The 19317-nt window shown below is 42.4% G+C and carries 14 protein-coding genes; 7 read left to right on the top strand and 7 right to left on the bottom strand.

Going from position 1 to position 19317, the window contains the following annotated elements; translation table 11 throughout:
• Positions 1–29 precede the first annotated feature (29 nt).
• The 4 genes from BM739_RS08340 to BM739_RS08325 form a co-directional block, all read right to left on the bottom strand.
• Positions 30–896 (bottom strand): universal stress protein, encoded by an 867-nt coding sequence (locus BM739_RS08340; RefSeq protein ID WP_076539544.1) that lies wholly within the window; start codon positions 894–896, stop codon positions 30–32.
• A gap of 238 nt (positions 897–1134) precedes the next feature.
• Positions 1135–1893 carry a hypothetical protein gene (locus BM739_RS08335; RefSeq protein WP_076539543.1) on the bottom strand — a complete coding sequence of 253 codons (759 nt, stop codon included), beginning with the start codon at positions 1891–1893 and terminating at the stop codon, positions 1135–1137.
• Between the two features lie 204 nt (positions 1894–2097).
• Positions 2098–2799, bottom strand: a complete 702-nt coding sequence (trmH, locus tag BM739_RS08330) for a tRNA (guanosine(18)-2'-O)-methyltransferase TrmH (protein ID WP_076539542.1) — start codon at positions 2797–2799, stop codon at positions 2098–2100.
• A gap of 222 nt (positions 2800–3021) precedes the next feature.
• Positions 3022–3270 carry a glycine betaine ABC transporter substrate-binding protein gene (locus BM739_RS08325; RefSeq protein ID WP_076539541.1) on the bottom strand — a complete coding sequence of 83 codons (249 nt, stop codon included), beginning with the start codon at positions 3268–3270 and terminating at the stop codon, positions 3022–3024.
• Between the two features lie 500 nt (positions 3271–3770).
• Here BM739_RS08325 and BM739_RS08320 point away from each other — a divergent pair, with 500 nt between their 5' ends.
• From BM739_RS08320 to BM739_RS08305, 4 genes are all read left to right on the top strand, one after another.
• Positions 3771–4643: a transporter substrate-binding domain-containing protein gene (locus tag BM739_RS08320; RefSeq protein WP_076539540.1), complete on the top strand. Its 873-nt coding sequence runs from the start codon at positions 3771–3773 to the stop codon at positions 4641–4643.
• A complete protein-coding gene (locus BM739_RS08315; protein ID WP_175609504.1) occupies positions 4531–8445 on the top strand; it encodes a transporter substrate-binding domain-containing protein in 3915 nt (1304 codons plus the stop codon). The genes BM739_RS08320 and BM739_RS08315 overlap by 113 nt, the downstream gene beginning before the upstream one ends.
• Positions 8429–9520, top strand: a complete 1092-nt coding sequence (locus BM739_RS08310; protein ID WP_076539538.1) for an HD-GYP domain-containing protein — start codon at positions 8429–8431, stop codon at positions 9518–9520. The genes BM739_RS08315 and BM739_RS08310 overlap by 17 nt, the downstream gene beginning before the upstream one ends.
• 371 nt (positions 9521–9891) lie before the next feature.
• On the top strand, positions 9892–10524 hold the full coding sequence (locus BM739_RS08305; protein WP_076539537.1) for a TetR/AcrR family transcriptional regulator: 633 nt from the start codon (positions 9892–9894) through the stop codon (positions 10522–10524).
• Here the strand turns inward: BM739_RS08305 and BM739_RS08300 are convergent.
• Both BM739_RS08300 and BM739_RS08295 read right to left on the bottom strand, forming a co-directional pair.
• Positions 10514–11731 carry an FAD-binding oxidoreductase gene (locus BM739_RS08300; protein ID WP_076539536.1) on the bottom strand — a complete coding sequence of 406 codons (1218 nt, stop codon included), beginning with the start codon at positions 11729–11731 and terminating at the stop codon, positions 10514–10516. The genes BM739_RS08305 and BM739_RS08300 overlap by 11 nt on opposite strands.
• Positions 11724–13283 (bottom strand): NAD(P)/FAD-dependent oxidoreductase, encoded by a 1560-nt coding sequence (locus tag BM739_RS08295; protein ID WP_076539535.1) that lies wholly within the window; start codon positions 13281–13283, stop codon positions 11724–11726. The genes BM739_RS08300 and BM739_RS08295 overlap by 8 nt, the downstream gene beginning before the upstream one ends.
• 411 nt (positions 13284–13694) lie before the next feature.
• On the opposite strand from BM739_RS08295, the gene kynA reads away from it, so the two are divergent.
• Together kynA and BM739_RS08285 are read left to right on the top strand one after the other, a co-directional pair.
• Positions 13695–14540 (top strand): tryptophan 2,3-dioxygenase, encoded by an 846-nt coding sequence (gene kynA / locus BM739_RS08290; protein WP_076539534.1) that lies wholly within the window; start codon positions 13695–13697, stop codon positions 14538–14540.
• A gap of 164 nt (positions 14541–14704) precedes the next feature.
• A complete protein-coding gene (locus BM739_RS08285; RefSeq protein WP_076539533.1) occupies positions 14705–15892 on the top strand; it encodes a kynureninase in 1188 nt (395 codons plus the stop codon).
• A 185-nt stretch (positions 15893–16077) separates the two neighbouring features.
• Here BM739_RS08285 and BM739_RS08280 read toward each other — a convergent pair whose 3' ends face one another.
• Positions 16078–17223 (bottom strand): serine hydrolase, encoded by a 1146-nt coding sequence (locus tag BM739_RS08280; RefSeq protein ID WP_076539532.1) that lies wholly within the window; start codon positions 17221–17223, stop codon positions 16078–16080.
• 1161 nt (positions 17224–18384) lie between these two features.
• Here BM739_RS08280 and BM739_RS08275 point away from each other — a divergent pair.
• Complete coding sequence (locus BM739_RS08275; protein ID WP_076539531.1) at positions 18385–19272, top strand: DUF2971 domain-containing protein; 888 nt, start codon at positions 18385–18387, stop codon at positions 19270–19272.
• Positions 19273–19317: the final 45 nt, after the last annotated feature.

The raw sequence follows: 19317 nt of genomic DNA, 5'->3' as shown, positions 1-19317 counted from the left end.
AATCAACAAGGAATATCAACACGGCACTATCAACACGGCACTATCAGCACGTTACTGCGAAGTCGCTTAATTATATTCTCGGCAGTATTACCGGCTAAAAACCTCAATATGCCTTGTCGTTGGCGGTTGCCGATGACAAGGTACTGTGCCTTTAGGCGACAGCTTAATTCAAATAGGCATAGGTCTGCTTTACCACACAAAATATGCACATGCTCCATATCTAGGCCGATGGATTTTATTTGATTGTCATGTTGCTGGTAAGCCTCTTTGATTAAATTGTGGGTATTAATGATGTCTATATCGCGCAGAATTTGTGGCACATGTACCACATAACCAAGGTGTAATTCACTCGCTGTTGCCTGAGCTAGTTGCTGCGCTTGGCTAATGATGGCTTGGTTCAGTGCTTGTTTTGCTGGATCGCTCGCCCCCAAGTCTATCGCCATTAAAATTGAATTTGCCTTATGCAGGGGGTTGTTACTCAATAGCATTAACGGCACTTGTGTATGGCGAATTAGTTGGCAATCTAGCGGGCGAAAACTGGCTGATTCATGTATTGATTTAAGCAGCATAGCGTATTTGTTGGCGGTGATATGCTCACAAATATAGTCCACCGATTGCTTATTCCAGCATGGTGTAAACCTTATGTCATCAGCGTTAATATCACTCATTTGCTGCTTTAGCTCGGCGTTGTTATCCGTAGCAAGCTGCTCATCAGTAGCAAGCTGTTCATCAGGACCAATGCTAATGTCAGCAACTCCGGCTTCATTCGCGACTGACTCATCGCGGTAGAACATCACTTCAGGCGCTAATTGCAACTGTTTAGCAAGCCTAAGCCCATCTGTTAGCGTATTTTTTTGCTGCTGTTCCTGCTGCGAAATAATAAATAATTTACTCATTTTCATCCCTCTTATGCTTAATATTAATATAGCAGTTGGCTGAATTTTCGCTGTTGTATGTCACCGTTTAAGCCGCAAAAACGTTAGCTGTAGTTTAGGGGGTGAAGCTGAAATCTTGGCTTATTGAATTGATCATCTGGAATGTATGGAAGGTAAGTCTTTTTTGGGGCGTGATTGCTAATGGCTCTGACTAAAGGCGCTACGTATTTAAAGGCTTTAGCCAGAGTCCATTGGGCGTTTATTCTGCTTGGTCATTCACCACGGTTAGCGTGAAGGTTAACTTTTGCACCGACTGTGATGGCTGATTACTGACCATAGAATACGATGGCATAGGGAAGGTGACATAGGGCTGGCCTGATTGACCATCTACACTTATTTGGCCGTTATCGTCAAAGGTAAACGATAACAGCTCGCCGTTCCAAAGCTGCTGCTCTTTACCTTGATTATCTTCTCGCCATTGGGTGACCCATTTCATCACCAGCGTCGCCTTACCTGGGCGAGCATTATCTTGAAAGACACTGGCTTTTACTGACTCTATATCGGTTTTATTGCTGTGGATCTCAAGTACAGGGCTGCCTTTATCTAACGACAAATATAGAGGTAGCGTTAATGTTTTGCTGGCATTTGCTTTATCGGTAAAGGTCATATCTAATTGGGTGCTGACACAAAGTTGACTCCAGCTGTCATCTTCGCTTTGGTATATATCTTTGATGACAATGTCGGTTTGGTATTGCTGAATACGGGCTTTAGCATATTGGTCAAATTTATTATCAACGATATAGCCTGATAGGGTATTGGCTGCAAATACACTGAGTGAGCCGATATTGGCATTATTATCAGTCACGCACCTGCCAGTGTTTTGTGTCACGCTGATATCGAGGTCTTTTTTAGCGCTGATGACAGAGGAGGTTGATTGACAACCACATAGCGCAACTAGTGTTGCTAAGGCAACTCCAGTTAATTTTACCCTTGAATGATTCATAGCAGTTATCCCCATGGCTATTTCCTTATGTGAGTAATTTTTATTTACAATAATAAGCATAGACGCTGTTAGCGGTTAAGTGGCTCACAACTGAGGTTTTATTTATCAAAGAGCCGCTAGAGGATGTTTATTGAGTAAGGGGAGCTGACAACACTGAGACCCTAGGCCTCAGTGTTGGGGGGATATTCTTATCTTGTTTAATGTCAGCAAAGGTGAATGTTAACCGAGCTCAGCTTGTGGATCTGGTGCGCGCATGCGCTGCCACCATTCATCGCTGGCATCAATTTGCCCTTGCAGGTCGATGGCAGGATAAGGGATGTTTTTTCTACGGCAGGCCTTGGCGAATATTGGGTGACCTTGTTCAAATAACATGGTTTGGCAGTAGCTGTGATCCAGCTGGCGGCTACCGTACATATTAGCCTGTTGGCGTTGACGCTGGGCTTCGTACATTACCAGCGCAGCAGCTACTGATACATTCAGTGATTGCACCATGCCAATCATGGGGATGATGATATGTTGATCGGCTGCGGCGATGGCTTCAGCGCTAACACCATCGCGTTCATTACCCATGATGATAGCCGTTGGTTGGGTATAATCTATTTCGCGAAAATCCACTGCCGTATCTGAAAATGTGGTGGCAAGCACTTGCATTTTTTGCGCTTTAAATACCTGCTTTGCATCATCAAAACTGCGGTGATTGACGGTATTAACCCACTGCTGACTGCCCGATGCGGTATTGCCTGAAACCCAAAGGCTGTTATCGGGCATAACCGCATGAATTTGATGGATGCCAACGCTATCAGCGGTGCGAACCACGGCTGCAATATTTTGCGATTTATGGACTTTATCGAGACAAACCGTGAGGTCGACTTGGCGATTATCAAGCATCTGATTTATTCGGGCTAAACGTTCTGGGCTCATGGGGCTGTTCTACTTGGCTCTATTTAATAACAAGGCGTTTAATGTGAAGCGCATTATAGCTTGAAACGACTCAGGCTAACACTGTCACTCGTTTGAGTCATGATTTACAAATACCTTGATTTGAGTCTGAGCTTTGGATCTATCTTCACTGCTTGAAGCAATAAAAAGCGAGCCGTTAGGATCGCTTTTTTAGTGGCTGGGTAAAACGCTGTTTAGCGTTATTTATTGTTTATCTTTTTGAGGTAAATTAAACCCTGTAAGCCACTCTAAAATCGTATTTTGATGAGACTCAATCCACTCATTGGCAATATCTTCAGCAGTTTGACCAGACTGTAATTTTGCCAGCATGACCACAGATTGCTGGTTTTCAATTTTAAAGTGATTGAGTAAGGTCACTAATTCAGTTGATCTTTTTTCTAAGCCTGCTCGATAGGCCAAGCCAATTTGGGCTGCTGGCCACGAGGTGCCCATAGCGGCGTTCAGATCTGTGCGGCTGCTATTTATTTTAGCCCACTGATTGGGTTGTGAGGGGGCTGTTCTACTTGGTTTAATTCAATACAAGGCGTTTAATGCGGCGAGTATCATAGCTTGAAAATCCTAACGCTCAAATGCATTTAACCTTGTATATTTGTGGTCACAGAGTCGATTTTTGCGATGTTTGTTCGCTTATTTTTTAGGGGGTACGGCATCAAATTACAGTTTACCAAGACTTATTTTTAATGGCATTTTAGCTAAGAATGTTTTTGTCCAAATAGTTATCTCAGGCTGCAAAGGCAAAATGGTGTTACAGATGAAAATTTATTGCCGTGAAGCGCTTGATAATATTAGGCGAGCCGTTTTATCGCCCGTAGCGGTTAATTAGGTGCTTTAAAAGCGTCTAAATTGCATCAGGCCATTTGAGTGCTAAGATTAATTTAGTGCAGGTAAGCACATCAGGGATTTAATATTTTAAGCTCATACAGGGAGTTAGCATGAGTCGCTTCACAAGGATGCCTCATCTGCTTTTAGTAAGCCACTTTGCAATGCAATTGAGGTTAGCTTGTCTATTGCTCGGGATTTTTTGTCCTTTGTTCAGTCACGCCACGGTGTCAGCAAAACCAACAGCTAATGATGCTCAAGTTGTGCGTATTGCTTACCGTACTGATAGCACTCCGTTGCAGTACCTTAATGATAAAGGCCAAGCTGATGGTATTCTAATTGATTATTGGCGTACATGGTCGCAAACCACAGGCCAAGCTGTCGAGTTTGTACCAGGTACCAATGCAGAAGGGCAAACTTGGTTAGCGCAAAATAAAGTCGATTTGCTGGCTGGGGTATTTCAAAATGAAAAACGCGCTAAAAGCATGTCTTTTTCTGCGCCACTGTTACATAGTGAATATTTTTTATTTGCTAACGCCCAAGAGCAAGATGTTGAGTTTATTAAGCAAATAGCTAACTACTCTATTGGTGTTACCCACAACAGCTTCCATCACAATTGGCTAAAGCAATATTTTCCCAATGCCGACATCAGGACTTTCAAAGGTTATCAAGCATTATTTGATGCTGCAATTAATGGCGAAATAAGCTTGTTTATCTGCCAGCCGCTTTATCTTGATACGTATTTAAAGCAAACCCCTTCAACAACTAAATTTAAACCCATTGAATCCGCGTTATATTCCCACCCTTATCGCGCCGCGGTAAATAAGGGGAATTTCCAATTATTGAAATCAATAGATGCAGGCATACAGCAAATTGATAACAATAAAAAAAGATGCTATTTCAGCAAAGTGGAGTGGTTTTCATTGGGAGTATCAAAATTTAGCCGAACCGTTATCAGTGACACTGCCAACGATTTCTCTAACTGAAGAAGAAAAAGCATGGCTTGCTGCTAACCCTGTTATTCCTATTGGTGTCGATGGTCGTTGGCCTGCAGTGGATTTTATCAGCCCTAATGGTGATCATTCGGGAATTTTACATGACTATTTAACCCTGTTTGAAAAGCAGTTAGGGGTGAGTTTTGTCCCGCGGGTGTTTGGCAGTTTTCAAGATATGTTAACTTCGGTTCGCTCTGGTAATTTAAAAGTCGGGGCAACGTTAGTAAAAAATCCAGACCGTGCCAAAAACCTGTGGTTTAGTTCGCCTTATTTTAGTGCTGTTAAGGTCATTGTTTCTAAAGCCGGTTCCCAGGGTTATGCCAAACTGAGTGAATTGTATGGCAAGACATTAGCATTAGAGAAAGGCTTTTATTTAGTCGATGAAATTAGCAATAAACACCCCGAAATTAATCTAGTGACCTTTTCTACAACTGAAGAGGCATTGAAAGCGGTCTCTTTCGGTACTGTAGATGCGTATATTGGTAATCAAGCGGTTGTTACTTGGCTTATGGATAGTTTACAGCTAACTAATTTAACCTTTAGTGGCGATCCTCTGTTTGCCCCAGCCCATCAAAGGTTTGCCATTTATAAAGATCCCGAGTGGCAGCCCTTGGTTGGTATTATCAATAAAGCCCTCGACTCGATGAGTGTGTCAAAAAGGCAGCAGATACATACCGATTGGATCAATCAAGAAAGCCAATTTAGCAGCCCACTTATTTTTACTCAAAAACAGCATGCATGGTTGGAGGCTAACCCAATTTGGCGATTAGGCGTCGATAACAGCTGGCCGCCTTTTGAATTTATTGATGATAAGGGCGTTTATTCTGGAATTTCAGCTGATGTGATGTCCACATTGACACATTTAATTGGTGCAGAGTTTACTCCCCCAGTTAACAAGCCCTGGCCCCAAGTGTTGGCAGAATTTTCCGCTGGAGAGTTAGATATTTTACCTGCAGTAACCCCCACTCCTGAGCGGCGCGAGGTGATGCTGTTTTCGACCCCTTATTTGGAAAGTCCATATATGGTGTTAGTTCATCAAGATACCCGTTTTGTAACCAGTCTTGATGACCTTGATAATAAGCAAGTCGGTGTGGTTAAAGGTTATGCCATCGAAGAGACCTTGAAGATCGATTATCCGCAATTTAATTTAGTACCATTTTCATCCAATAAAGAGGCACTGATTGCCCTGAGCGCTGGTGAGATAGATGGTTATATTGGCAATTTAAATGCCTCATCTTGGACATTAGAAGAACTCGGTATTCGTAATGTAAAAGTGACCGCCACCACGCCTTATACCTTTAAACAATCAATCGGTATTCGCAAAGATTGGCCTGAATTGTTGGAAATTGTCAATCTTGCTATTGCGAGAATTGGCCCTCAGCAACAGCAAGCGATCGAAAATAAGTGGTTTTCTGTGCAGTTTGAACATCAGGACAATCATTATCAGATTTGGCGGGCTATCTTAATTACCTGTGGCATATTGCTGCCAATGATAGTGTATACCCTTGTTTGGAATAGAAAACTTAATAAAGCACGGCTTAAATTAAAACAAAGTAGTATAAAGCTTGAGGAGGCAAAGCGTGATGCATTACAGGCGAGCGCTTTTAAAAGTCAGTTTCTTGCCAATATGTCCCATGAAATTCGCACCCCTATGAATGCCATCATTGGTATGACGCATTTATTGCAAGGTACAGAACTGAATAATAAACAACAGGATTATTCTGAAAAAATCAGGCGGGCCTCTTTAAGTCTACTGGGGATAATCAATGACATACTCGATTTTTCAAAAGTAGAGGCCGGTAAACTCGAAATTGAACAGAATGAGTTCCCCTTACATGAAGTCTTTACCAATATTGCCAATCTATTGGGGATAAAAGCAGCCGAGAAAGGCATTGAGTTACTGTTTGAGTTAGACCCTAAAATACCTGAAACAATCATTGGTGATGCGTTACGGATTGAGCAAGTACTCATCAACCTAACTCAAAATGCGATTAAGTTTACCGAAAAAGGCGAGGTATTGCTGCGTACTCAAATGCTATCGCAAACAGACGAGCAGGTATCCATCGAATTCTCAGTAAAAGACACAGGGATTGAGCCAGCAAAGTTAAACAGTATTTTTAATGCCTTTACTCAAGCTGATGGCAGCATTACTCGGCTTCATGGTGGTACAGGCTTAGGCTTGAGCATCAGCAAGCAATTAGTGGAATTAATGCAAGGTGATATTTCTGCCACCAGCCAACCAGATCAAGGTAGCACCTTTAGTTTTAGACTCAGTTTTTCATTGGCGAACAATACTTCTAGTCGAAAATCTGCCATTACCGAATGCGCCTCCCTGAAAGGGATGAAAGTGCTTGTGGTCGATGATAATGACAATGCCAGACAAATTCACAAAGAGCTTTTGGAGTCATTTTCGTTTGACGTTGATGTAGCAGCCAATGGCGCACAAGCCATTGAAATGCTCAGTGTGATCAACAATATGGAAGATGAGACTCCATATCAGTTGGTGTTAATGGACTGGAAAATGCCAAAAATGAATGGTCTTGAAGCCAGCCGCAGCATTAAATATTTACCGCTGCGTAAGCAACCGTCAATTATCTTAGTTACAGCTTACGGACGAGAAGATGTGATGCAAGAAGTTGAAAATGATTTGCTGGATGCATTTTTAATTAAACCGCTCAATGCATCGGTACTATTTGACACCTTGATGAAAATCTTTGACCCCTCGCAGCCAACGGCGCAAGTAACAGCAAATAATACCATTGAGCAGCTAGAGGGGCATGTATTATTGGTGGAAGATCAGCACATTAATCAACAGGTCGCGACTGAATTTTTACAGCGTATGGGGTTAACCTCGGCGGTGGCAGACAATGGTAAGCAAGCTGTAGATATGATTGATGAGCAGACATTCGATGTTGTGTTGATGGATGTACAAATGCCGATTATGGATGGTTTCGAAGCCACCGAAATCATCCGCAGCCGTTTTGATAAAAATCAGCTACCGATAATTGCCATGACCGCCCATGCGATGAAAGGGGATCGCGATAAGTGCTTACAAGTTGGGATGAACGCTCACCTGCCTAAACCAGTTGAACCCGACCAGCTGTATTTAGCGCTTAGTCCCTACCTTACCCATAAGCAAAGCCAAATTAATACTCAGCCGCAAAATATGGCGCTTGCTGCAATAGAAGGGGTCGATGTGCAATGGGGGATTAAGCGTTTAGGGGGAAATCAACAGTTGTATGCACAACTTATTGGTGAGTTTTATCAACGCCACAAAGATCAGTTGCAGTTGTTGCTGGGCTATCAAGAAGCTGGTGATTTAAAATCAACCATACGTGCGATTCATACTCTAAGAGGTGTTGCTGGCAACATAGGCGCTAAGCAATTAGAGCAAGTATCGGCAAACTTAGAAAGCCAACTGCATAGCCATCCATCTCCTTTTGAGGCCCCTGAATGGCAAGCTTTTGTAGATAGTTTTTCCTTATTACTAGCAGGGCTTGAGCAATGCCAATGGATTAATAAATCCCTCAGTAATAATACCGATATAAAACCACCGCCGTTCAAAGTATCAGCCAATTTAAGCACGCTTTTATCACCGCTTGATGAGTTGTTAGCCGCAGGAAACCCACAAGCGAAAGAAAAAATATTAGCCCTAGATGGTGAGATAGATAACCACCTGATTGAACAACTTACCAAACAGGTCAATGAGTTTGAATTTGATAATGCCAGAGAAATAATTGCCCAAGTCATAGCACAATCAGAACAGGAAACAGAAAATGTCACAGTACCTTAAAGATAAAATATTAATTGTTGATGATGAAACATTCTACATTAGCGTATTGGTCGATTTTTTGGGGAGTGAATATCAAGTCTCGGTTGCTAAAAATGGTGAGCAGGCGCTTGAGCGCATTGCCAAAGGTTTTATGCCTGACTTGGTCTTGCTGGATATTTTAATGCCTGGATTAGATGGCTATGAAGTGTGTAAAAAGTTAAAAAGTAACCCTGATACTGCCAATGTACCGCTAATTTTTATGACGGTAAAGGCTGAAGTAGAAGAAGAGATTTTAGGCTTTGAGTTGGGCGCTGCAGATTACATAACCAAACCTTTTAGCCTTCCTATTATACGAGCGAGGGTTAAAACCCATTTAGCCTTAACGTCGGCAAATAGAGCACTGACAGAGCAAAATCATGATTTAGAAGAAAAAGTGATTGAACGAACGGCTGAAATTTCTCGAACTCAAGATGTCGCTATTTATTGTATGGCATCGTTAGCGGAAACTCGAGATAACGAAACGGGCAAACATATTCGTCGCACTCAATATTACGTTAAAGCATTAGCGGAATATTTAAGAGAAAACTCACCCTATTCTACGAGTATTGATGATGCTTACATTGACCTATTATTTAAGTCTGCTCCGTTACATGATATTGGTAAGGTCGGAGTGCCCGATGCGGTATTACTAAAGCCTGGTAAGCTTGATGATGGTGAATGGGTTGAGATGAAAAAACATGCCGAATATGGCAAGTTGGCAATGGAAAATGCTGAAATCGAATACGGCACTTCAAGCTACTTGAGCATCGCCAAAGAGATAGCTTATAGCCACCATGAACGTTGGGATGGCAGCGGCTATCCAGAAGGTTTAGCTGGAGAAGATATCCCCTTATCCGCACGGATTATGGCCATTGCCGATTGTTATGATGCGCTTATTAGTCGCCGGGTTTACAAGCCGCCTTTTACCCATGAAAAGGCAACAACCATCATCAAAGAAGGCCGCGGAGTTCATTTTGACCCACAAATAACGGATGCCTTTAATGCTCTTCAAGGAGAGTTTATTAAAATCGCTGATCGTTTTCAGGATGATGATTAACCTTAACGATTGAGCAATAAAACGGCATGACAAGCCTAATGCACTATAAGTCTTAGGCTAAGGTGTTATTTTAAATCAATTTATAACATTGTCGTTATTTCAAAGCCCTTGATTTCAAAGAGCCTGTGTTGTTTGGCGGATTTGCGATCTCAAACAAGGGGCTGCGGCTTGTTGAGCGGGGAATAAAAACTATTGTGTGACAGTCGCGCTAATCGTTAAATAGGCTTTTTGGCTATTGGGAACAAGCATTATTGTTAAACTCGTCATCTAATTTAAAGCAAGATATTGGATTTATTATATATTTCTAATGATTTCTCACGTTGCCCTCATTATAATAATTAACCAAATTAGGCTTAAGGTGTGTGAGTTTTATGAGTGATAAACAATATCATCACGGCGACTTAAAGGCGTCTTTGATTACTGCTGCGAATACTATCTTGCAACGCGATGGTACTAATGCCTTGTCACTGCGGGCGATAGCGGCTGAAGTGGGGGTTTCTCATATGGCACCTTATGCGCATTTTAAGAACAAAAATCAATTACTAAGCAGTGTCATTGAATCGGGTTTTGTACTTATGGCTGATGCGATGGAAACCTGCACGGCGCATCTAGATAAAAATGATGCTGCGGTAGCGGGTGAGTTGGTATTGGCTTATGGGGTTAGCTACTTAGAGTTTGCTATGGCGAATCCACAACTATACCGTTTGATGTTAGGTCAAGTTGATACCTCAGGAGTAAAAGCGCCTGCATCACAGCCAAGTTCACCGACTGACCCCCGTAGTGAAAATGCGCAACTAAGGCGACCTTTTAATTTACTTCGCTCCGCCTTTGCCTTGCAAAGTGAAGATAGCTCAAAAGTAAAAGCCCAAGCAATTGGCGCTTGGGCTATGGTCCATGGTATGGCGGCACTGATGACCGAAGGCCATATTCAGTTACCGCAAGGTGTTAACTTAAAACAATATTTAGCTGACGCCAGTTCGGTTTATTTCAAGCTTAAATCATAATTTCAATGTCGCTTAAGGGAAAAGCCACACAGGAGTGACACCAGCCATACGCTTCATCGGTTGAGCGCAGTTTTGCTTCCGCGGGGTTAAATACCGCGCCGTTTAACACCTTCACTCGACATAAGCTGCATTCACCTGAGCGGCAGGCATTTTCGGCGCTAAAGCCATGACGCTCCATGCTGTTGAGTAATGGCTCATCCACTCTGGCTTCAAAACTACCTTGGCCTTTAATCGTCACCTTAATCACATCTGAGGCGTTAACATTGCTCGGCCATCCCGCTAAGTTTTGTGGGTTTTTAGGCGGGCCATTACATTCTATTCGTACTCGTCTGGCTTTGACGTTAAGTAGCCTTAATTGCTCAGCGCAGTGGTCATGAAAGCTGGTGGGGCCGCATACATAGAACATCTTCTGTTGTAATTTTTCAGCGTCATCCCCTAACAATTGTGTCAGCCGCTCAAGATTAATCCGTCCTGTCATCCCTTGGTATTGCTCGTTAGGGCGGGTAATAATCCAACTGATGCGCAGAAAATCATGCTCGGTTTCAAGTTGCTTTAACTCTTCATCAAAAATCACATCAGATTGATAACTGCTGGTATAGATAAGATGTAACTTTTGGTTTTTCTTGCGCTCAACTAAGGTGTTGGCAACAATGTCTTTGATCATGCTTCTGGCAGGAGCGATGCCCGAACCGCCCGCAATGAAGACTAAGTCATCACCGTGAAATAGCGGGTTATGGTAAAAGGTGCCCATGGGGCCTGTGCTTTCAAAGCTATCGCCCGTTTTCACTTGGTCTAATAAATAGTTAGACACAAAGCCGCCTTCAACCCGTTTGATGGTTAAATCATAATAATCTCGCTGCTGCGGCGCTGACGAAATGGCGTAGGGTCTAGCGGTTTTAGTGCCGTTAATATCGACAAATAAATTAATATATTGGCCAGCCTGAAATGGCGGCAGGGTTTGGGTGTTTGAAGTTAAGCGCAAGGTGACTGTGCTTGGGGTATCGACAATCACCTCACTGACAGTGAGCTGCAATCTTTTAGGGTGTAACCGCGCGATAGTTTGCGCCACATTGCCTTTTTGTTCGTTAAAGTCGGTGCCTGTTTGATACAAGGTTTTTTGCTGAGCTAGCGCTTCATTGTAACCGTCGACCGCATGCAAAATATTCACCACGGGGCGCTTCTCTTTTTCGATGACTGAATTAGGCATGTGATAACTCCTGTTGTGGTTGTGAGGCTGCTTTAGGCTTTGATAATTGCTTGAGTACTTCTTTGGCGGTGCTTTGACCGACCATATAGGTTGGCTGGAAGCCGCCCATGCCATTCCAGCAACCTGCTAAGTTGAGACCGGCTACTTCACTGACGCGGCGACGAAATATATTGGCATCTTGGGTATTTTGCTGGAAACCATAAATCGCCCCATGGGGCGTATTTAAGTAACGCATCATGGTTAATGGCGTGGCCACTTCTACTTCTTCAATATGCTCACGAATATTCGGGAATACTCGCTCGGCGTGATCAAGTAGCTTTTCTGCAAACTCGTATTTGGTGCGAGCATAATCTTCAGGGCTGAGTGCTTGCCAAGGCTCACCATATTGCAAACAAAGTAAAGATAATGCCGACTTACCTTGCGGGGCAAAACTTGGGTCATCATGGTTATAGCAGGTCATCATGGTGTGTTTTGGCGGCGTTAACGATTGCATGATCTGATGAGCCACTTCTTCGTCTCGATCATCAATAATAAAGTTGGATGCCGCAGTCACGCCAATATCACTAGGGGAGCAATCTAATCCTAGATAAAGCACAAAAGCAGAGGTGCCAATACGGCGCGACTTCATATCAAAAGCGGCTTGTTTCGGGGTTGGGATATCCAGCAGTTCATTGAAGGTGTGCAATGGGCTGGTATTGGAGATAACTTGCTTACAGGTAAATATCTCATTGTGCTCAGTTTTAACCCCAACTACTTGGTTATTTTCAGTGATAATTTTGTCAGCGCCGCAGTTAAAACGAACCTCACCCCCCGCATTAAGAAATGATTCCAATAAGGCGCTAGAAATAGCTTGTGAGCCGCCTTTAATATGACAAGGTTTGAATGATGCGTAGGCATATAACATCACTGCTAAGTCGCGAAATGGAAAGTCTTTTGGCGGTAAACCCAGATAGCACCAGTAGGCGGCGATAACGGCTTTGAGATCTTTATTCGTCAGTATGCCATCGAGTATCTCTTTAGCTGGCTTTAAACCGTATTTTACAAATAGCGGGCAACTGGCTTTTAATAGGGCTTCATCATTGGAATGCCTTACTTTTGGCATGACCATAAAGCATTCCATGGCAAGGCCTTCACATAAATCTAAAAACTGGCCAATATTGTCTGCTTCTTCTGGGTAGTGGCTCGCTAGTGTTTTACGCAGCGCTTTCCAATGTGCAGGCAAAGTAATATCAATTTCAGGCTTAGCGCCGTTAGCTGATGGCATCACAAAGCGATATAGCTCGCGCTCTTCAACCACATCAAGTTGATCCATGATGCCCAGTTCAGTGAAGATTTGACGCATGATAAACGGATTTTGCTCAGTGCCCATGCCGCTAAGTTGGTGCAGAGCCACTTCAAATTCAAAATTACCGCGCACAAAAGAGGTGGCACAACCTCCAGGAATATTATGGCGTTCTAGCAATAATGTTTTTGCTCCGCCTCTTTGCAAGGTGGTTGCAGCGGTTAAGCCTGCATTCCCTGCTCCAATTACAATTGCATCAAAATCAGTCATTGTGGTTTCAGCTCCATGGTTTGTATCAATCTGTTTTATATCAGCTTGCGGTATTAATCCCTTGTGTCCCTTTGAACAGATAAGGCTTGAACGAGTAAGGCAAAGTAAAAAGCTAATCCTTACGGTGTAAACTTTATACTGTAAAGATATGCGTGTTTTGTGTGCTTTGTCAAAATTGATTCAGTTAATCATCTCTGTGTGTTTGATCAATTAACTGGCTTTTGGACTATGGCTGTTGGTTTCGTTATCGGTTGAACTGTCAGTTTTGTTGTCGCCACTTGTAACGCCAGTGTTAACTCAAACGTACAGTCAACAGCGGCGTTAATATTGGCTCCTCACTGACTTGAGTGAGTGTTCGTGATTAAATAAATCGTTTTTTGAAGCATAAAAATAATAACAGGAGCGATAAACATGAGTTGTCCCCACAGTAACTATCGAGCGATGGAAGAGGATATCCACACCGACTTTAAAGATGATATGTCCTATGGCGATTATCTACAGTTAAATCAGGTGTTGTCGGCGCAGCAGCCATTATCAGATCAACATGATGAGATGTTGTTTATTGTGATCCATCAATCCAGTGAATTGTGGCTCAAGCTCGCAGGGCATGAACTCAGTGTGGCGATTACCAATATCCAGCAGGGCGATTTTGGCCATGCCTTTAAAGTAATTTCTCGGGTAAAACAGATTTTTAACCAGTTAACTCAGTCGTGGAATATCCTCTCAACACTGACCCCTGTGGATTACCTTAAATTTCGTGATGCCTTAGGCCACTCATCGGGATTTCAGTCTTATGGTTATCGCAAGCTAGAGTTTTTATTGGGTAACAAGAACGCCGCTTTACTTAAAGTACATGAAAGCGATCCTGTGGTGCATCAAGAGTTAACACAAATTCTCGAAGCGCCTAGTTTGTATGATGTCACTTTAAAAGTATTGCATGAGCGTGGCCTAAGCATTGAAGCATTGCAGTTAAATCGTGATTTTAGCCAGCCCTATGAGCGTAATGATTCAGTGTTAAATGCGTGGCTAAACGTCTACCAAAATGCCGACGAGCATTTTCAGCTGTATGAACTCGCCGAAAAGTTAATTGATATCGAAGACAGTTTTCAGCAGTGGCGCTTTAAGCATATGTATACGGTGCAGCGCATAATTGGCAATAAAATGGGGACGGGCGGCTCATCTGGGGTGGGCTTCTTGAAAAAAGCCTTGGATATTAGCTTTTTTCCTGAGCTGTTTGAGCTACGCACCCATCTGTAAATTTGATAACGGGTTTACTGCTATATTTACAACCCTGCTAGCAAAATTCGAGTATGAGTACGGGCTACAATATCAGTCTCGGTATCAGTAGCAATATTAGTAATAGTATCAGTTACAAATAACACAAGAATACGAATAACAATAATCGGTTTTGGAGAGCAAGCATGGATCAGGATTTGGCGCTAACACTACAAACTCACTATCAAAGCTTTAAGGTTAGCGAGCGTATTTTATTGTCGGGCCACTCTCATCAAGCTTGGCCTGATGTAGCCAAGCAGGGCTTAGTAAAGTGCTTTGATGATGCCGCAAAACACATAGATGAAAAATGGTCATTAGCCTTTGAAAAAGCCGACCGCGTGCGTGACTTTTACCGTGGTTTATTGGGTGAGCCCCAAGCGCAAATTGCCTTAGGCGCTTCAACCCATGAACTGATTTTACGCTTTTTGTCCGACTTGCAATGCTTTAAACAGCCCCTTAAACGCCCGATTAAGATTGTCACCACAGATGGTGAATTTCACTCCTTGAGGCGTCAGCTGAGCCGTTTACAAGACATCAATGTTGATATTGAAGTGGTTGAGGTGCAACCAAGTGACACTTTAGCTGAGCGCATCATCAACAAGCTTGATAGCGATACCGATGCCGTCATGTTATCAGCAGTATTTTTTGGCACCAGTGAGATATTTAACGACGTTGGCTTGGTGGCAAAAGCGGCACAAGATTTAAACATCCCTTGTTTGGTTGATGCCTATCATGCCCTTAATGTAGTGCCATTTAATCTCGATGCTTGGCAGCTCACCTCGGCATTTATCGTGGCTGGTGGCTACAAATACTGTCAGGCAGGTGAGGGCAATTGCATGCTGCGTATTCCTGCAGATTATCAGGGCAGCCCGATTATCACTGGCTGGTATGCTGAATTTGAGGTACTTGATCATGTACCGGGCAAAGTGGGTTATGGCCCAGGTCAAAGCGCTTTTGCAGGCTCGACTTATGATCCTGTCAGCCATTACCGCGCCGCTGAAGTGTTTGATTTTTTTGAGCAACATAAGCTTACTGACATCAAGCTTAGGGCGATAAGTCTGCAACAAATTAGCGCTTTATGGCAAGGGATTGAAACTATGGGCTTAAGCCGTGACGTTTTAGCTTTGCCGTCACATAACATCATTGATAATGCCGGTTTTTTGTCTTTAACCACCGCCAAAGCCAATCAATGGGTTGTGGAGCTGGGGAAGAAAGGCATTTTATGTGACAGTCGCGGCAATCAGTTACGCTTTGGCCCTGCGCCATACTTATCAAATGCGCAGTTAGCTAATGCGCTCAATGCGATTGAGGACTTGGCTAAAAGCTTGAGCTAGTTTTTTACTAAACTTTTTTACTAAATTTCTGTTACTAAAGTTTTTTGCTTAGCTTTTGCTGCACTGGTTTGCTTAGTTTGTCTGCTTAAAAGATTAACCAGCCATGCTACTTGGCTGGTTAATCTTGATGAGTTAATTTTGAGCGTTTCACTTTATTTATCGGGGAGTTAATGTTTACAGAGGCGTTATCGTTTGTTGCTGGATAAACTCCGACGAATCGCTTGTCGTATCTGGGTGTGAAGCTCGAAGACGCGGCTGAGATCATTTAGATTTAAGGATATGTTTTCTAACATGACCAAATCTACATTATATTCTGGGTAGTGGAGTGACATAGACATGTAACCCGATAAGTAGCCAGTATGGCTGTACTCTAAAATGCCATCTTCTTTATTGATCCTAAGCCCGTAGCCATAACTCATGTCCGGCCATAAAAATTTAATTTTAGTATGAGACTGTGTCATAAGCTTATAGCTTTTGGGGCTGATAAACTTACCAGAATGTAATTTATGCTGAAATGAAGCAAAAGCTTCTGTGGATGCAATTAAGCCTCCAGCAGGCAGAAGCGCTTCGTCAATCACTAGGTCTGAAGCTGTAAGAACATCTGATTCATTTAATCCGACAGCCAGTGAAGTCACTTTTCGTCGAATACTATCAATACTGCCCACTTCTGCATAAAGCTCGTCTAGCTCATTATTTTGTGAAAACTGCTCAATCTGTTGAGCAAATGATTGTTGGTTTACCTGTTCGAGTAGTTGCCCTAAAACAGAATAACCCAAGTTAGAGTATTGAAATTGACTGCCTGGTTCAAATTTATTGGGCTGGCCTAACTTGTCAACTCCAGAGGTGTGATTCAGGAGGTGATGTATGGTAATTCTTTCGTCATATCGTTTAGGAGCAAAATCAGTATTTTCGTTTGAGCTCGACTCAATGCTGTTGCGCTGCTTGGGTTGATTAAGGGCTGCCTCATCAAAAAGATAAGTATTCAGTGAACCCTTTAAGTCGAGCTGACCAGCATCGACAGCTTGCAAAATCAAAGTGGCGGTAATTTGTTTAGAAAGAGATGCCATAACAAAGCTAGAATCTTGGCTAATGCCTTTGCCTTTTTGTAACTTGAGCAGTGGCTTACCATTTTCTAGTAAAATGACGCTGCCACTAAATGGCTGTGGTGAATCATCTATGGTGTCTTTGATTAATTTTGCTATTGAGGGAGTTGTACTAGTGACTTTTTTAGGCGCAGTAATGTCTAGTAACGAGGAAGCATAGCCATAGCTTTGACTAGTTAGTAATAATAAAAAACAGAGTAATTTAGCGGTGTTTACACAAACGGTCATTAGTTGTCCTTAACATTAATGGGCTGTATATTTTTTTTGGGAACTATCTTGTTATCTTAACATCAATAAAAAACCAGTTGCTTAACCTTAATTGTGACGGCTGATTTTATTTTTCACTTTTTGTCTTAGTTTTATGTGCGCTTCATTATGTAAAAACGATCGATGATAAAGCATCGAGATGGGCGCTTTATTTATACAAAGAGTGCAGCGTCTCGCAGTTGTATCTGCACATAAGGTCGCCCTTTCACATCTGACCGATAGGGATATGGGAAATGTCATTATGATGTCTGGAACATCATTGACCATGTGATCGCGACATTCGTATATTCTATACAGCACCTGCGGCAGGCAATTGGTTAAATTGAAGTGAAGTATTACCGTAAACACCCCAATACAAACGAAGTATAAGGTTTGTGGCTGTAACGCATTTATGCCCCAAATCTAGTTGGCCATTTTGAACAAATCAAAGTCGTGGCGCTTCGCCCACACCAGACCAAAAGGGTATCAACAGCAATACCCTCTATACTCCTTGTTAAAGAATTAGGCCCTGCCGCCCCTAACGAAAAATGCTGAAAAGCGCATGATTTTCGATGGGGATTGATCCAGCTTCTGACTTCGTTTGTTGCTAACTTCGGTCATTGTCGAAAAAACCTAACGCTTCCGATAGGCCATCCATGGCCTAACGAAAGCTAGCTTGGCATCCATGCCAAGCTCACGGCCTTTTCTCGATGACCTCAATTCAAATTGAGCCTTTTAGCCTTTTACTTTCTTAGATTTATAGATTGTTTAGCTTTTGATATTTGGCTTTTACTTGTTGCAATATATAAGGCTAAATCGAAGAGGTGAAAATTCCGGTGTAAGCGCGGCTGTGACCGTCCATGACATGGACGCCATGGCCGAGCTTTCAGGGATGAACTTGTAGCGTGTAACAGTCGTGCTTGCACAAAAGCCTGCGGCAGGCAATTGGTTAGATTGAAGTTATGGCCTGCTGTAACTGAGCCAATTTTAATGAAGTATAAAGTTAGTGGTCGTAACACGTTAATGCCCATTTTAGTTTAGCCCTTGATCAAAGAGGATGTGAACCAGAACAATTTGACCTCATTTCTCTTATGCATGTAATCTGTTATCAATATAAAAATAGCAGTGATATAGGTGACACTAATGGGGCGATTGAAGTCGGATGAGAACATAGAAGCAGAGAGGTTTCTAAACAATCCTGAGCTAGTATTTCACTATACAAAAAAAGAAACTGCCATTGAGCATATATTAGAAAATAGTACTCTAAGGTTCGGAGGATTTCGTTCGACAAATGATCCACAGGATTATCGAAGAAGGCTTAGTGAAATCACTGGTATCATACCTCGAGGGGACGAGTCACAACGTACTATAGAAAAGAAAAACATTAAACGCTTACGCACAACTATCAATGATAAGCTGGAAAGTGCGGGGTTTCTGTCATTTTGTAAACATCATCAAACACCAAATCAGATTAAACTAGGTTGTACTAAACCACGCATGTGGTCCCAATATGGAGAAAGTCATAAAGGAATTTGCTTAGCGATAGATAAAAGCATTCTTACAGAGAAGTTGAGAGAGTTTTCTGTATCAGACTTTCAACTCTTTCATGGTGACATTGAGTATTTAGATCAAAATGGGGCAGTAGCTAGCTCAAACCTTTTAGAGGCTATTACATCTAAAGATATTTATGAGTCAAATTTTAAGTATGATGAGCGTATTCTAGAACCAGACCTTACACCTCTGATAAATGAATACTTTGAAGTAGACTCCCAACGATTGCTATTCACTAAAGATCAAGACTATGTTGATGAACACGAATATAGGATCGTCATGCTCTCTACTGTCGATTATACCGCTGGGGAAGGACTATTTATTGATATATCCGAAGCTCTAAAAGCGGTTGTGCTTGGTGAGCAATTTCCGACTGTATACAGAACCACCGTAGCTAAACAGTGTCAAAACCTGTCAATTCCCTGCTATCAGTTAGAATGGGGCAATGGAGTCTATTTCCATAAAAAGGTTATGTTGTAGTGGATGAGTGAATTTGGCCAACTGGCTAGAGATTTTCCAATACCT

The organism is Shewanella sp. UCD-KL21 (assembly GCF_001957135.1).
Taxonomy (GTDB): domain Bacteria; phylum Pseudomonadota; class Gammaproteobacteria; order Enterobacterales; family Shewanellaceae; genus Shewanella.
The sequence above is the reverse complement of the archived record's forward strand: the minus strand, read 5'-3'. Positions and strand labels throughout refer to the sequence as shown.